This window comes from Aquabacterium sp., assembly GCF_016195855.1.
Taxonomy (GTDB): domain Bacteria; phylum Pseudomonadota; class Gammaproteobacteria; order Burkholderiales; family Burkholderiaceae_C; genus Aquabacterium.
Genome location: NZ_JACPYU010000010.1, coordinates 226,346 through 240,631, shown reverse-complemented (window position 1 = coordinate 240,631; position 14,286 = coordinate 226,346). Strand labels below are relative to the sequence as shown.

The window sequence follows — 14,286 nt, the reverse complement described above, 5'->3', positions numbered from 1 at the left end:
TGAGAGACCTTTCCTGAGGTTCATGCGAGAAAGCAAAAAGCAGCAATGCGGATCAGAGCGCGTCAAGCAAGGCGGGCCTGGGTGACGTGAGGCTAGGGGGACCGGGGAGGGTCGAGAGGCGTTTGTGCAGGAACCCCGCCTCGCAGTCATCGGTGACCTGGGCCACCAGATTGGGCACATCCAGCAGCAGCGCGACAGCACCCGTGCCCAGGATGGTGAAACCGCCCACGCCGCGCACGTTCTGGAAGACCTTGCCCAGCGGTTTGATGACGGTCTGCAACTCACCCATGAGCTGGTCGACGACCAGGCCCACGCGCTTGCCACCACCTTGCACCACCACCACGTTCTGGCGGCGTCCTGGTTCACCGTCGATCTCGTACAGCTCGCGCAGGCGCACCAGGGGCAGCACCTCGCCGCGCAAGTCCAGCCAATCCTTGCCACTGGCTTGCTGGCGCGACATCTCGATGCACTCGACCACCATGCTCAGCGGGACCACATAGGCCGACTTGCCCACGCCCATCAGGAAGCCATCGATGATGGCCAGCGTCAGCGGCAGGCGGATGCACACGGTGGTGCCCACGCCTTCGGTGCTGCTCAGATCGATGCTGCCGCGCAGGGCCGTGATCGAGCGCTTGACCACGTCCATGCCCACACCTCGGCCCGAGAGTTTGCTGATCTGTTCTGCCGTGGAGAAGCCAGGCTGGAAGACCAGGTTGAAGATGTCCTTGTCGCTGAGCGATGCATCAGGGGCCACCAGGCCACGCTCGATGGCCTTGCTCAGGATGCGCGCCTTGCCCAGGCCCCCACCGTCGTCGGTAACCTCGATGACCACCTGCCCCGCTTCATGCCGGGCATGCAGGCCCACGGTGCCTTGCGCAGGTTTGTTCGCGGTGGCGCGGCGCTCGGCGGATTCGATGCCATGGTCCATGGCATTGCGCACCAGGTGGGTGAGCGGGTCGGCCAGTTGCTCGACCACGGTCTTGTCCAGCTCGGTCTCGGCGCCGGTGATCTGCAAGGCGATGTCCTTGCCCAGCTCCTGGCTGACGTCACGCACCACACGCTGGAAGCGGTTGAAGGTGCCACCGATCTGGACCATGCGCAGGTTCAAGGCCGAGTCACGCACCTCTTCCATCAGACGGGCCACTTCATAGGTGGACTGGATCAGGTCCTTGATCTTGTGCTTGCGGGCGATCAGGTTGGCCCCGGCGCCGGCAATGATCAGCTCGCCCACCAGGTCGATCAGGTGATCGAGCTTGGCGGCATCGACGCGCAGCATATGGGTCTCGCCCTGGCTGCGGCCTTCACGCAGCTGCGTCTGCCTGGCCAGGGCCGCGTCCACCACCTCGGGGCGCACCTGCTGGTTGTCGACCAGCAACTGGCCCAGCGCCACCATGGGTTTGCCCTCGCAGGCGCTCACGGTCTGCGCATCCAGTGCGGCGTCCAGTTCGGCTTGTGTCAGGGTGCCGCAACGCACCAGCATCTCGCCCAGGCGCAGGTCGGGCTCGGGCAGTGCCGCAATGAGCGCGGTGTACTCGCTGACCTTGCTGTGTGGCGGCAGGATGCGCACCAGGCTGTCATTGCGGATGAAATCGAACGCGCCCTCGATGGTGGCCTTGTCCACGTCGGTGCGCAGGTTGATCTCGAAGCCCAGGTGGCAGGCATCGGGCTCCAGATCGGACAGCGCCGGCACACTGTCGGTGACCGTGATGATCTGGTCGATCTGCCCCAGGGTGCACAGGTAGCGCACAAAGCTCAAGGGGTCAAAACCATCGCGGATGGTGTCGATGCCAAAGCGCAAGGAGAGGTGCCAGTTGTCGCTGTGCACACCGCCAGCGGGCACCGCAGCCCCATCGCTTGACGCCGTGGCAGGTTCGGAAACGGCTTCAGCAGAGGGTTCGGGCTTGCCGCCCCGGCCCAGGATGGCTTGCATGCGCTGAACGAGTGCATCGCCCCGGGCCTGGCCATCGGCATCCTGCGCGCGGCCGTGCACGACCAGGTGCACGAGCTCGCGGATGTGGTCGCCCACGGCCAGGAAGAGGCTGGAGAGCTGGGCGTCAAAACGCACATGCCCTTTGCGGGCTTCGTCCAGCACGTTCTCGGCCACATGGGTGAACGCGACGATGTCGTTCAAACCAAAGATGCCGGCCGAGCCCTTGATGGTGTGCGCAGCCCGAAAGACCGCGTTCAGCGTTTCGGCGTCGTCAGGCCTTTGCTCGATCTCGAGCAAGGCCGCTTCCATCTTCTCCAGCAGGTCCAGGCTCTCCGTGATGAAGGCCTGCAAGGCTTCGTCCATCGAATGGCTCATGCATGCTCCTGTGTGTGAGTGGGCGCGGTGAGGCGGAACTCACCGAGCAGATCCGTCAGGGTCAGGGCCTCGATCAAGGGCGGCGTGGCCGATTGCAAGGTCAAGCCACCACCCAGCTCGGCGGCTGCCTTCTGCGCCGCCAGCAGCAGCTGCACGCCCGCCCCATCGACCTCGGCAACCGCGCTGGCGTCCACCAGCAGTTCGGCATCCCCGCTCAAGGCCGACAACAGGCGCTGTTTAAGGGCTTCGGCGGTGAACACGGTCAGCTCGCCGTCCAGCGTGAGGGTGATGCTCATGGTGCGATGCCCTTTCCGGCCGTCAGAAGAAGGTGGTGTTGTCTTCCACCGCGCTGTGCCGCGCGGCGATCACGACGGATGCAAGGGGCCGGCCTTCGTGAGCGGCCTCTTCTTCCGGTGTGGTGTAGGTCTGACGCAGCGAGGCCAGCCAGGCATCGGCATCCCAGGCGGGTGCCTGGCCATCACCCGGCGCATCCAGGCCGCAGGCCAGGTGGTCCATGTTCACGGCGGTGTGCATCAGCATCTGGCTGATGCGGTCCTGCGACTGCACGGCCACCAGCACCTCGTTGATCTCGTCGCGCATGGCCATGCCTTCGCTCAGCAAGGCCTGGGAGTCGGCCACCACATTGGTGGCGGTCGTGTGGATGCGGGAGACCACATCCTCGATCGACTGGCTGGCGCGGGCCATCAGGGCGGTGTCTTCTTCGGTGAAGGTGTCCAGGCTCGTCTTGGCCTTGCGGATGGCCGCGCTGACTTGCCCGATCACCTTCTCGATGCGCTCGCCCGTCTGGGCCGACTGGGTGGACAGATAGCGCACCTCCTTGGCCACCACGGCAAAACCGCGCCCGCTTTCACCCGCACGGGCGGCTTCGATGGCGGCGTTGAGCGACAAGAGATTGGTCTGGCGGGCGATGGCGCCCACCTCGGAGGCCATCTCCTGCAACTGGCCGACGAACTGGGTGACGGCCACCACCTCACCCAGCAGGTGCCCGCGTGAATCCAGCGCGCGGCGCAGGTCCTCGACCAGGGTGAGCAATTGGGTCTGGGCTTCGCCCAGGGCACCCAGCAAGCCGGCTTCGGTGCCGTGCCCGGCCTTGTCTACCGTCTGGCACAAGCGGCCGGACATACCGGCAAAGCGCTGCGTGAGCGCGTCCATGGCCTGGGTCAGCAGCGTGCTGGCAAAAGAAACCTGGCGGTGCCAGACCGGCACCACCGCGCGGCACAAAGGCTCAAGTGAATCGGCCTGTGCGGCGACTGTGGAATGGGATGAGGCCATATTGGCCGGGCGGTGCGGCCACCACCGAAATAAAACCAACGCCGTGATGACAAATATCAGGACCCATACCCAGGTCAAACTGGGCCAGAAACTGGTCAGGCCAATACAGAGCGCCCCCCATCCAATATGGAGGAGAGACGGTGTAGGCCATTGCATCTGTGTCATGGACGATCCTGTCTGAACAGTCAATGAACTCCCCGGGCGCCTGGGGGTTGCTCATGCCTGCATCATCGTCAAAACACACAATTTGTTAACCGAAAATTGCCTTGGAAACGCCGGGCTGTTGCCGGTTTCGGGCAAAACCGCACACTTGCCGCCCTGGCCAGGGCAGTAATCAGAGCAAGTGAGGCAGGTGGAGGTGGGGCGCCGGGTGGCGCAGCCTGGTGGCCCGGGCGGGTGGCCCGGGCGGGTGGCTCAGGCGGGCTGGGCGCTCAAAGCGGCGCGCACGCCCTGGCGAAATGCGTCAATGAACGCGGCGGGCTCAAAGGGTTTGCCCATGAAGGCCACCCCGGAGGGCAAGGTGCCTTTGGTGGCCAAATCCTGCAAGGTATTGCTGGACACGGCCAGGGTATAGCGGGGTTTCACCGCGCACCCGGTCTGTAATTGCCGCAGCATTTCAAAACCGTTCATATGGGGCATCAGCAAATCGGTGATCAGCACGTCGGGCGCCATGCGCCCCACCGCGATCAGGCCGTGAAACCCATTGGTGGCCGCGGCCACCGAGGCCGCCGGAAAGGCCTCGATCACCAGGTGCGCCAGGATGTCCCGGTCATCGGGGTTGTCGTCCACGATCAGGATGGACAAGGCCTCGCTCTGGTCCTGGCGCGGCGTCTCGCCTGGCGCGTCCGCATCGGGCACGGCCAGGCCATGCAGCCGAAACAGCAGCTCGGCCCCTTCGGCCTCGATGCGCCGGTGGCCCCCCAGGGTCTTCCAGGCCTTCAACTGGCCGGTGTCGACCCAGCGCTGCACGGTCTGCGTCGAGATGCCCAGGCGCTGGGCCACGGCGGTGGTGGAGTAGGAGCGGGTCTTGTCCGTCATGGCGTGGCTTGTGGGGTCATGCGGATTGCCCCGCGTCACTGACATCGGCCAGATAGGCCTGCAGTTCGGACAGGACTTCCTGCAATTGTTCGTCCAGCGATGCTACGAGATCCAGCAGGGCTGACAAGTCGTCCTGCGTGATGGCCGTTTGCAGCGTGCGGGCCGTGTGGGAGAGGGATTCCGCGCCGATCGTGCCCGCCGACGAGATCAGCTGGTGCGCGATGTCCACGGCCACATGGGGGTTGCCGCCCGCCAGCGCCTCGCGGATGTGGCGCACGTCCTCGCGCCGGGAGCCCAGAAAGCGGGTGGCAATGCGCTGGTACAGCTCGGCCTTGCCCATGCAGCGGCGCATGCCCACGTCAAAGTTGATGCCCCTCTCAGGTGGCGCAGGCTCGCCCGAGCCCATGCCGGGGAGGCCCGACTCGGCCATGCCCTGGTCCTCATGCAGCCACCTGGCCAGCACATTGAACAGCACCTGTGGCTCGAAGGGTTTGACCACGCAGTCGTTCATGCCGGCCGCCAGGCAAGCCGCCCGGTCACTGGTCAGGGCGTGGGCCGTCATGGCGATGACAGGCAGCTTGGTGTGCCTGGGGTCCTGGCGGATGCGGCGTGTGGCCTCCAGGCCGTCCATGCCCGGCATCTGGATGTCCATCAGCACGAGGTCGAACGACTGCGAGAACAGCAGGTGCAGCGCTTGCACGCCATCTTCGGCAATCGTCACCTGCATGCCCGCTTCATCGCGCAGCAAGTCAGTGGCCACGATCTGGTTGATGGTGTTGTCTTCCACCAGCAGCACGCTGCGCCCGCGAAGCAATGCCGGGGCCGAGCTCGCCGCCGACCGGTACTCGTCTTGCCTGTCCGGGGCCAGCGCGGGCATGTGACGCGCCTCCAGCAGGACATCGTGCAGCGCACGCAGCCCGATCGGGCGGACCAGGCCACAACGCACGCCCAACGTCGCCATCCGGCGGGTGACGTCCTCATCCAGGAAGGACGCGATCAGGATCACCTCCGGCACGGGGGCCGGCCGATTGCGGATCAGGGACACCAGCTCATAGCTGTCGATCTCGGGCAGATTGGCATCCAGCAGCACCACGTCATACGCCTCGCCCGGCGCCGCCTGTTTCAGCCTGGTCAAGCCGGCCACGCCGGATTCGGCCACGGTGGGGATGCAGCCCAGGCTGCTCAGCAGCGCCTTGCAGATGTCGCGCGATCGCTGGCTGTCGTCGATGACCAGCACGCGCAGTTGGCGCAGGGCATCCTCGCTGACCAGCGGGTCGGCCTTGGCCTCCGCCACACCGAAGGCGGCGGTGAAGTCAAAGCGGGTACCGGCCCTGTGCAAACTGCTCACCGCGATCTCGCCCTGCATCAAGGCAACGATCTGTTTGGAGATGGCCAGGCCCAGCCCGGTGCCACCGTACAGGCGGGTGGTGGAGGCGTCCACTTGCGTGAAGGGGGTGAACAGCTTGGCCTGCTGCTCCTCGGTCATGCCGATGCCGGTGTCCAGCACCGAAAAACGCAAGGTCAAGCGCCCCTGGTCCACCGGGCCTGCCTGGCGGATCAGCACGGCCACCTCGCCATGGCTGGTGAACTTGACGGCGTTGTTGCACAGGTTGATCAAGACCTGGCCCAGGCGCAGTGGGTCGCCGATCAGGGTGGTGGGCAGGCTGGGCTCCAGATCGATGAGGAAGTCCAGGCCTTTTTCGTGGGCCTTCAAGGCGGTGACGGTGCTCACCTTGTCGAGCACCTCTTGCAGGGCAAAGGGCCTGGACTCCATCTCCAGCTTGCCGGCCTCGATCTTCGAGAAGTCCAGGATGTCATCGATGATGCCCAGCAAGGAGCCGGCAGACACCATCACGTTTTGCAGGTAGTCCTTTTGCTTCTTGCTCAGGTCCGTGCGCAAGGTCAGCCGCGTCAGGCCCAGGATGGCGTTCATGGGGGTGCGGATCTCATGGCTCATATTGGCCAGGAACTCGCTCTTGGCCCGCGTCGCCTGCTCGGCCTGGTCACGCGCCTTGGCCAGATCGGTGTTGGCCTGCTCCAGCTGGGCGGTGCGCTCCTTGACGCGGTCCTCCAGCTCGGCATTGAGGCGCTGCACCCGCTCCTTGGCCATCCTGCTTTCGGTGATGTCCAGGTTGATGCCCACCAGCCGAACCACACGCCCGACATGGTCGCGCACCGAGATGGACTCGGCCTTGATGACACGGGTTTCACCATCGGCCCTGACGATCCTGAACTCGGTGGCCAGATCGTGCTCACCCCGGATGACCGCTTGCAGCTCCAGCGTCATGCGCTCGGCATCTTCAGGCGTGAGGGTCTTGCGCCAGTCTTCCAGCTTGCCAGAGAAATGCTCTTTGGCGACATCGAAGAGGCTGTGCATCTCGTCGTCCCAGACCAGCTTGTCCTGGTCGATGTCCCAGTCCCACACGCCGATGCTGGCGGCACGCGTGGCCAACTTCAGCCGGTTCTCGCTGGACTGCAGGGCCTCAAAGCGGTGCTCCAGCATCACGGTCATGTCGTGGATGGACCGCTTGAGGGCATAGAGCTCGCCAAAGAACCAGAAATTGCCCGGCTCACGTGCCACCTGCCGGCCCATGCCAATCGAGCCGGCATAAGCCTGCAAGCGCTTGATGGGCTGGATCATGGCAAACCACAGCATCACGGTCAGCGCGACCACCAGCGTGATGTCCAGTGCCACGATGAACGCGATGATGGTCGAGCGGCGCTGCTCCAGATCCTCTTGAAGAAAGCGCCCGGACACATAGACCTTGACCGCACCCAGAGGCTCCTTGCCATGGTAGATGACGCGCTCTTCGACCAGCAGACCCTGGTCGGTCACCGGCCCCTTGAGGCTGCTGGCGTGCCAGTTGGCATCGCGGACCGTGCCATATGGCTTTTCCGAGGTGCTCACGACGATGGCGTACACCTCGCGGTCGATCATCCCGGACTGCAGGATGGCCAGGATATTGGTCTCGTCCATGTTCCACACAGGCAGGGCCAGGCCGGCGGCTTGCTGGTCCACATTGGCGGTCAGTGTGTTGTGCAACTGCACCCAGCGCTGATCCCGCTCGTTGTGAAAGACCACGGCGGCAAACGTGGACAGGAAGACGGTCACCACCGTCACCAGACCGGCAATCAGGAACAGCGCAATGGACAGTTGGCGAAATTTCATGGTGTGCGCATCAAAGCGCCGTGGTCAGGCAAAGATTGAACCGCACGCAGCGGAGGATGTCCATAGCAAGCAGATGGGCTTTTCCCTGCTGTGGCGCGCATGTCAATGTGGCGCCGCCACGTAAACTCAAGACCTTTCACGCCGCCGGGAGCCCCGCTTCATGAACATCGCCGTCAACATCGTGGTCGCCCTGGTTGCGCTGCTGCACGTCTACTTCCTGGTGCTGGAGATGTTCCTGTGGACCAAACCTGCCGGCCTCAAGGCCTTCGGGCAGAAGCTGGAGCAGGCCCAGGCCTCCAAGGTGCTGGCCGCCAATCAAGGGCTGTACAACGGCTTTCTGGCTGCCGGCCTGGTGTGGGGCTTGTGGCTGGGTGCCCCGGGCAACCACATCAAGGTGTTCTTCCTGGGCTGTGTGCTGGTGGCCGGCGTGTATGGCGCCGCCACGGCCAGCCGCAAGATCCTGTTCGTGCAGGCCCTGCCCGCGGCAATTGGTCTGGCGCTGGTCTGGCTGAGCTGAAGCCACCCGCGTCACAGCCCCAGCCAGGGGTCCTTCTCTTCGCCGCCAAAGGTCTCGATCAGAAAGTCCAGGAACACCCGCGTGCGCATGGGCATGTAGCGGCGGCTGGGGTAGGTGGCAAACAGGTGCAGCACCGACAGGGACCAGCCCGGCAGCACCCGCTCCAGACGGCCTTGCTTCAAGGCCTCGTCCACCACGTAAGACGGGAAGCCCGAGGCCCCCAGGCCGGCCAGCGCGGCGGCATACAGGGTGTCGATGTGCGAGCTCAGCATCACGGCCGGCGCCGGCACCACGGTCACCGCGCCATGCGGTGTGGCGCGCAGGGCCTCGCGCTCGGGCTTGAAGGTCATCTCGTGGACATAACCGGGGTGCACCAGGCTCAAGGCCGTGTAGTCGCCCGGATGGTCGGGGCGACCGTGCAGGTCCAGAAACCCCGGAGCGGCGCAGGCGATGATGTGCGAGCAGGTCAGGCGGCGGGCCACGAACTGGCCATCGAGTTGCCCCGAGGTCGACACCACGATGCACAGGTCAAAGCTGTCGTCGATGCTCTCGGCCACATTGGGCGCCACCAGCTCGATGCTGATGCGCGGAAAGCGCGCCAGAAAGGCAGGCAGCACGCGGGCCAGCTGGTGGGCAGCAAAGGCCGGCGGCACCTGCACCTTCAGGCGCCCGGAGGGGTCGGTCGTGGCCGAGGTGGCCTCGCCTTCGATGTCGTCCAGGTCGCGCAGCAGCTTGCGGGCTTTCTCCAGATAACGCTCGCCGGCCGCGGTCAGCACCAGCGTGCGGGTGGTGCGGTTGAGCAGGCGCACACCCAGGTGCGCTTCCAGCTCGTTGATCAGCCGGGTGACCACCGAGGGGGACAGGTCCAGCTCGCGGGCGGCGGCGGCAAAGCCCTGGCAATCCACCACGCGGCAAAAAACGTTCATGGCCTGGATGCGATCCATCGGTGCTCCTGAATCGGGCTGAGGCCCTGGTCATTATTCTCGTTTCAAGAACAATGCATTCGCGTGAAGGGGGTTTTTCTTTCTGTTCGCGGTTCTTACAGTGAACCCATCCGCAACAGATCCGCAACCGAAAGGACCCGATCATGACCACCCTGAACACCACCATCCTTGCCGCCGCCAGCATTCTGGCCGCTACCCTGTCGACCTCGGCTCTGGCTGCCGACAAGGCCGAGCAGCGCACCAGTGCCACCGGTAATGCCACCACCAGCCAGGCTGCACCGGCCGACGCCACTCGCGAGAAGACCCGCGCCGAGTTCCTGCGTGCCCGCCAGGCCGGCGAGCTGGAATACGGCCATGAGTTCCAGATCGCTGAAACCAGCGCCTTCAAGCGCGCCAAGCCCGAAGCCGCTGTTCAAGTGGCGGCGCACTGAGCGGCAAGCCCACGCCGCACCTGCGCTCAGGCCATCTTGCTCAAGCGGTGACGCACCAGCTCGATGTGCGAGCGCAGGTTGTACAGGTTCTCTGAAAACGCCAGCGGCGTGCGGATGTGGCTGACGCCGCGCTCGATGTCATCGAGCCGGCCCATGGCCTCGGCCTTGTTCAACTGGCTGCCCTCCAGGTCCAGCTCGTACTCCAGTTGCTTGAGGCGACCATACCAGCGGTAGATACGCGACTTGATCCGCCATGAGTACACCGAGGGTGCCAGACGCATCACTGGCAGGAGCACCGCCACCAGCGGGATCAGCAACACGATCAAGCGGTCTGCCCACACGGCGATCCAGAAGGGCAGGTAACGATGCAGGAACGACGGCCCGTTCTTCATGTAGCGGGCCGCGTCGTCACTCAAGGGAATGTCGACCCCTTTTGGCGAGGGGAACTCGCCCTCGTGGTGCAACATGCTGGCGTCCCCGGTCAGGTCCGTGGCCACGGCCATCAGCAGGTCGATCAGCGCAGGGTGAATGTCGTCACGCACCACCAGGTTGGCCGTGGGCGCAATGAGCTTGACGTCGTGGTCCGGGATGTTGCGCGCCAGATCGAAGCTGCCCATGGGCAACACGATGTCGGCCAGGAAGGGGAACTGGCGTGAATACGCCTGGGCCTGCGCGAAGTCCATCAAACGCAGTCCTGGCTCACGCATGAGCTTGCCCACCAGGTTGGACTCGGGCGCGCCCACCACCATGATGGCGTCCAGCTGCTTGTTGATCAGCTTTTGCGCGGCCTCTTCGGAGGGCCACTCGGCCAGGCGCGTGTTGTGCGCATCCACGCCGTTGGCCTGGAGCAATTGCTCGGCCAAGGTGTGCACACCGCTGCCCTTTGGGCCGATGGACAGCGAGCGCCCCTTGAGTGCGCTGAGCCGATCCAACTTCAAGCCCTGGCGATAGAACACCCACACGGGCTCGCGGTACAGCGAGGCCAGGCTCATGAGGTCAACGCCGTCGGCCTCGGTGGCCACCCCGCCCTGCACCACCGCCAGCGTCACGCCGGACTGGGGGTCATTGAGCAGGCGCAGGTCCTCCTGCGCGCCGTGGGTCGTGCGCAACTCCAGCTTGATGCCGTTTTGAGCCAGCGCCGTCTGCATGTCCTTGGCCAGGCTTTCATACGCCCCGCCCTCCTGCCCCACCGTCATCACGATGCGGCTGGGTGGCGCGGGCGCGATGAAGTGGCTGGCCACCCAGAAGGCGCCGGCCACCATGGCCAGGGCGCCAATGAAGGTCACCCAGAAATCCAGCGAGGTCCAGCGGGACCAGTTCCATCGAGCCATGTTGTGCCGTTCTTCAAAACCGGCATCTTAGCCAGGGTAGACGCCAAGGGTGCACGGCAGGGGCCCTGACCTATCATCGCGCGACCCCGCCCCCCACCCATGACCAACGAATCAAACAGGACGCCCCCCATGCCGACACCCGCCGCGCGCACCATGCAAGGCCGCCTGCTGCCCAAGCTTGCCCTCATCCTGCTGGCTGCCGCAGCCGGCCTGGTGGCCATCATGGGCTGGCACACCTGGCAACTGGCTTCGCAACAGCGCACCGTGCCGGCTCGGCCCGGGGCCGCCGTGGACGCCCAGGCCGTGGCTCGCCGTCTGAGCCTGGCCGTGCAGCAGCCCACCATCTGGTCGCCCAAGGACGAACATGCCGCCGCCTTCGAGGCCCTGCACCAGCACCTGCAAAGCAGCTTCCCGCTTGCTCACGCCACCTTGAAGCGTCAGGCCTTCGGGCGGCACGCCCTGCTCTACACCTGGGTCGGGCGTGAGCCGCAGGCACAGCCCATGGCGCTGCTGGCCCATCAGGACGTGGTGCCCGTGGCACCGGGCACCGAGAAGGACTGGCAGCAGCCGCCGTTCTCCGGCACCGTCCAGGACGGCTTCGTCTGGGGGCGCGGCGCCTGGGACGACAAGGGCAATGTCATGGCCATCATGGAGGCCGTCGAGATGCTGATCAAAGCGGGCTTTCAGCCCCGGCAGACTGTCTACCTGGCCTTCGGGGCCGATGAGGAAGTGGGCGGTGAAGACGGCGCCCACCTCATCGCCCAATGGCTCAAGCAACAGAACGTGCGCCTGCGCTTTGCGATGGACGAGGGCCTCTTGATCACGCAGGGCATGGTGCCCGGGGTGCGCAAGCCCGTGGCCTTGATCGGCATGGCCGAGAAGGGCTACCTCACGCTCAGGCTGACGGCCAAGGGCCAGCCCGGCCACACCAGCATGCCGCCCATGCGCAGCGCCATCGGCATGGTCAGCGAGGCCGTGACGCGGGTCGAAGCCCAGCAGATGCCGGCTCACTTGAGCGGCCTGCCACGCGAGATGTTCGAAGCCGTGGCGCCTGAGGTGCAAGGCCTCAACCGCTGGCTGCTGAGCAACCTGTGGTTGACCGAGCCCCTGGTGCTCAGCCAGTTGCAAAAGAGCCCGGCCACCAATGCCATGCTGCGCACGACCACGGTGGCCACTGTGTTCCAGGCGGGTGAGCGCGAAAACGTGCTGCCGGGCGTGGCCTCGGCGCTGGTCAACTTCCGCCTCCTGCCTGGCGACAGCAGCGCGCAGGTTCAACAGCACGTGCAACAGGTCCTGGCGGGACTGGACGTGCAGGTGACGCACGAGCCGCAGGTGACCGAGGCTTCGCCCGTGTCCAGGTCCGGCACCCCGGCCTACCGGCTGCTGGCGCAAACGCTGCGCGAACTGCAGCCCGATGTGGTGGTGGCCCCCGGCCTGCTGGTGGGCGGCACGGACTCGCGCCACTTTGCAGACGTCAGCGAGTCCATCTTCCGCTTCTCGCCCGTGCGCGCCAGCCAGCCCGATCTGGCCCGCTTTCACGGCACCAACGAACGCATCGGCATCGACAACTACGTGCAGATGATCCAGTTCTACGAGCGCCTGCTGCGCAATGCCGACACGCTTTGACGGCCTGATCGCTCAGTTGGCCACTTGCGCCGGCTCCGCCGCAATCTGACGCAGCGCCTGCTCGAACACCCCGGCGGGCTGCCCACCGGAAATCAGATGCCGGTTGTTGACAATGACCGCCGGCACCGAGTGGATGCCGTGCGAGGTGTAGAAGGCCTCGCGTTCACGCACCTCGCGGGCAAACTCGTCGCTGGCCAGGATGGCCTGCGCACGCGCCACATCCAGCCCGGCCTGTTGCACGGCCGCCAGCAACACCATGTCGGCCCCCATGTCCTGCCGGTCTCGGTGACAGGCTTGCAGCAGCGCCTTTTTCAAGGCCAGCTGCTGCGCAGGGTGCGCCAGACCCGCCCAGTGCAGCAGGCGATGGGCGTTGAAGGTGTTGTAGATGCGGCCGCGGCCCTCGGGGCTGAAGGTGAAGCCGACATCGGCACCGCGCTGGCGAATGGTGTCGCGGATCTGGGCCTGCTGCGCGGGCGTCGAGCCGTACTTCTGCGTGAGGTGCTCGGTGATGTCCTGTCCGCCCGAGGGCATGTCCGGGTTCAGCTCGAAGGGCTGGAAATGGACCGCCGCCTCGACCTCGCCCTGAAGCCGCGTCAAGGCCAGCTCCAACGCGGCCAGGCCGATGGCGCACCAGGGGCATGAAACATCGGAAACAAAGTCAATCTTCAACGCGGTGGTCATACGGCAAGCTCTCCAGGCAGAGCTTGATCGTAACCAAGACCGCATAACCAGCCCCCCAAGGGGGTTGTCCCCCCGTCAACCGGGCTCGCACGGGGATGGGCATGCCAATTGCCCCGTAGTGGACACCACTGTTCCAGCACCTGGAACACCCCTCACCCCTACGACCAGGAGCGTCTCGATGAAGCTGCAAACCACCCCTCACCTCGCCCACCAAGGGCCGGCCTGGCGTGCCTTGCGCACCTTGCCCGGCTTGTCATGCGCCGTGCTGCTGAGCCTGGGCCACACCCCCATGGCATCGGCACAAGGCCAGTCAAGCCAGACACCCCAGACCCCACCAGCCGCGGCCTCCAGCGCCTCGCCACCGTCGGTATCACTGGTGCACAAGCTGCCCCAGGCCGACGCCGATTTTCTGCATGACGCCATCCAGCGCTGCCTGACGAATGCACAAAGCAGCCAGCTTGCGCTGGAGACAAGCCGCGATACCCAGGTCAAGAACCTGGCCCAGCAAATACTGACCCAACACGCCAAGACACGCGACCAGTTGGTGACCCTGGCCATGGCCAAGGGCGTCGAAGTCCCCACGGCACCATCCTTGACACAAAAGGCCAAGCTGATGATGCTGTCCATGCGAGATGGGGGCAGCTTCGACAAGGACTACATCAGCACGTGGGGCATCTCTGCCAATGAAGAAGCGGTCGATCTGTTTCAAAAGGCAGCGGCCGAAGCAGGCGACAATGATGTCAGAGCCTTGGCCAAGGAAGCCTTGCCCGCGCTGCAGCATGCGGTAGAGCTGGCCAGGTCCTTGCGGCTGGCCAACACACAGAGCAAGGCCGGGGACTGAACCCTCAAGCCAGGCGCGATCGGGGTTGCGCCAGCCTGCGAAGATGGGCAGACAGGTCATCCTTACCGGGTCTGCGCAGAATATGCGGCAATCAGGCGCCAGCCCGGCTG

The 14,286-nt window shown here is 65.3% G+C and carries 12 protein-coding genes; 4 read left to right on the top strand and 8 right to left on the bottom strand.

Features of this window, described 5'->3' with window-relative positions:
• Positions 1–52: 52 nt before the first annotated feature.
• The 5 genes from HY019_RS09525 to HY019_RS09505 form a co-directional block, all read right to left on the bottom strand.
• Positions 53–2,305 (bottom strand): chemotaxis protein CheA, encoded by a 2,253-nt coding sequence (locus tag HY019_RS09525; protein ID WP_290691160.1) that lies wholly within the window; start codon positions 2,303–2,305, stop codon positions 53–55.
• Positions 2,302–2,601, bottom strand: a complete 300-nt coding sequence (locus tag HY019_RS09520) for an STAS domain-containing protein (RefSeq protein ID WP_290691157.1) — start codon at positions 2,599–2,601, stop codon at positions 2,302–2,304. The genes HY019_RS09525 and HY019_RS09520 overlap by 4 nt, the downstream gene beginning before the upstream one ends.
• Positions 2,602–2,623: 22 nt before the next feature.
• Positions 2,624–3,598 (bottom strand): methyl-accepting chemotaxis protein, encoded by a 975-nt coding sequence (locus HY019_RS09515; RefSeq protein WP_290691154.1) that lies wholly within the window; start codon positions 3,596–3,598, stop codon positions 2,624–2,626.
• A 414-nt stretch (positions 3,599–4,012) separates the two neighbouring features.
• Positions 4,013–4,636: a response regulator gene (locus HY019_RS09510; RefSeq protein WP_290691151.1), complete on the bottom strand. Its 624-nt coding sequence runs from the start codon at positions 4,634–4,636 to the stop codon at positions 4,013–4,015.
• A gap of 16 nt (positions 4,637–4,652) precedes the next feature.
• Positions 4,653–7,805 carry a response regulator gene (locus tag HY019_RS09505; protein ID WP_290691150.1) on the bottom strand — a complete coding sequence of 1,051 codons (3,153 nt, stop codon included), beginning with the start codon at positions 7,803–7,805 and terminating at the stop codon, positions 4,653–4,655.
• A gap of 160 nt (positions 7,806–7,965) precedes the next feature.
• Here HY019_RS09505 and HY019_RS09500 point away from each other — a divergent pair, with 160 nt between their 5' ends.
• Positions 7,966–8,322, top strand: a complete 357-nt coding sequence (locus tag HY019_RS09500) for a DUF1304 domain-containing protein (protein ID WP_290691141.1) — start codon at positions 7,966–7,968, stop codon at positions 8,320–8,322.
• 11 nt (positions 8,323–8,333) lie between these two features.
• Here HY019_RS09500 and HY019_RS09495 read toward each other — a convergent pair whose 3' ends face one another.
• Positions 8,334–9,266 (bottom strand): LysR family transcriptional regulator, encoded by a 933-nt coding sequence (locus tag HY019_RS09495; protein ID WP_290691139.1) that lies wholly within the window; start codon positions 9,264–9,266, stop codon positions 8,334–8,336.
• A gap of 143 nt (positions 9,267–9,409) precedes the next feature.
• Between HY019_RS09495 and HY019_RS09490 the strand changes: the two genes are divergently transcribed.
• Positions 9,410–9,697, top strand: coding sequence for a hypothetical protein (locus HY019_RS09490; protein WP_290691134.1), 288 nt, complete (start codon positions 9,410–9,412; stop codon positions 9,695–9,697).
• A gap of 26 nt (positions 9,698–9,723) precedes the next feature.
• Here HY019_RS09490 and HY019_RS09485 read toward each other — a convergent pair whose 3' ends face one another.
• Entirely contained in the window at positions 9,724–11,028 is a 1,305-nt protein-coding gene (locus HY019_RS09485; RefSeq protein ID WP_290691129.1) for a TAXI family TRAP transporter solute-binding subunit, read from the bottom strand.
• A gap of 129 nt (positions 11,029–11,157) precedes the next feature.
• Between HY019_RS09485 and HY019_RS09480 the strand changes: the two genes are divergently transcribed.
• Positions 11,158–12,654, top strand: a complete 1,497-nt coding sequence (locus tag HY019_RS09480; RefSeq protein WP_290691126.1) for a M20 family peptidase — start codon at positions 11,158–11,160, stop codon at positions 12,652–12,654.
• Positions 12,655–12,666: 12 nt separating this feature from the next.
• Here HY019_RS09480 and HY019_RS09475 read toward each other — a convergent pair whose 3' ends face one another.
• Positions 12,667–13,335: a DsbA family oxidoreductase gene (locus tag HY019_RS09475; protein ID WP_290691121.1), complete on the bottom strand. Its 669-nt coding sequence runs from the start codon at positions 13,333–13,335 to the stop codon at positions 12,667–12,669.
• Between the two features lie 178 nt (positions 13,336–13,513).
• Between HY019_RS09475 and HY019_RS09470 the strand changes: the two genes are divergently transcribed.
• The gene (locus tag HY019_RS09470) at positions 13,514–14,176 is read left to right on the top strand and encodes a DUF4142 domain-containing protein (protein WP_290691116.1); all 663 of its coding nucleotides are present in this window, start codon (positions 13,514–13,516) and stop codon (positions 14,174–14,176) included.
• The last annotated feature ends 110 nt before the right edge of the window (positions 14,177–14,286 follow it).

Coding starts and splice junctions, on each gene's coding strand:
- HY019_RS09485 (WP_290691129.1), bottom strand. CDS start 11,028: ATGGCTCGATGGAACTGGTCCCGCTGGACCTCGCTGGATTTCTGGGTG.
- HY019_RS09525 (WP_290691160.1), bottom strand. CDS start 2,305: ATGAGCCATTCGATGGACGAAGCCTTGCAGGCCTTCATCACGGAGAGC.
- HY019_RS09470 (WP_290691116.1), top strand. CDS start 13,514: ATGAAGCTGCAAACCACCCCTCACCTCGCCCACCAAGGGCCGGCCTGG.
- HY019_RS09475 (WP_290691121.1), bottom strand. CDS start 13,335: ATGACCACCGCGTTGAAGATTGACTTTGTTTCCGATGTTTCATGCCCC.
- HY019_RS09500 (WP_290691141.1), top strand. CDS start 7,966: ATGAACATCGCCGTCAACATCGTGGTCGCCCTGGTTGCGCTGCTGCAC.
- HY019_RS09520 (WP_290691157.1), bottom strand. CDS start 2,601: ATGAGCATCACCCTCACGCTGGACGGCGAGCTGACCGTGTTCACCGCC.
- HY019_RS09495 (WP_290691139.1), bottom strand. CDS start 9,266: ATGGATCGCATCCAGGCCATGAACGTTTTTTGCCGCGTGGTGGATTGC.
- HY019_RS09505 (WP_290691150.1), bottom strand. CDS start 7,805: ATGAAATTTCGCCAACTGTCCATTGCGCTGTTCCTGATTGCCGGTCTG.
- HY019_RS09510 (WP_290691151.1), bottom strand. CDS start 4,636: ATGACGGACAAGACCCGCTCCTACTCCACCACCGCCGTGGCCCAGCGC.
- HY019_RS09490 (WP_290691134.1), top strand. CDS start 9,410: ATGACCACCCTGAACACCACCATCCTTGCCGCCGCCAGCATTCTGGCC.
- HY019_RS09515 (WP_290691154.1), bottom strand. CDS start 3,598: ATGGCCTCATCCCATTCCACAGTCGCCGCACAGGCCGATTCACTTGAG.
- HY019_RS09480 (WP_290691126.1), top strand. CDS start 11,158: ATGCCGACACCCGCCGCGCGCACCATGCAAGGCCGCCTGCTGCCCAAG.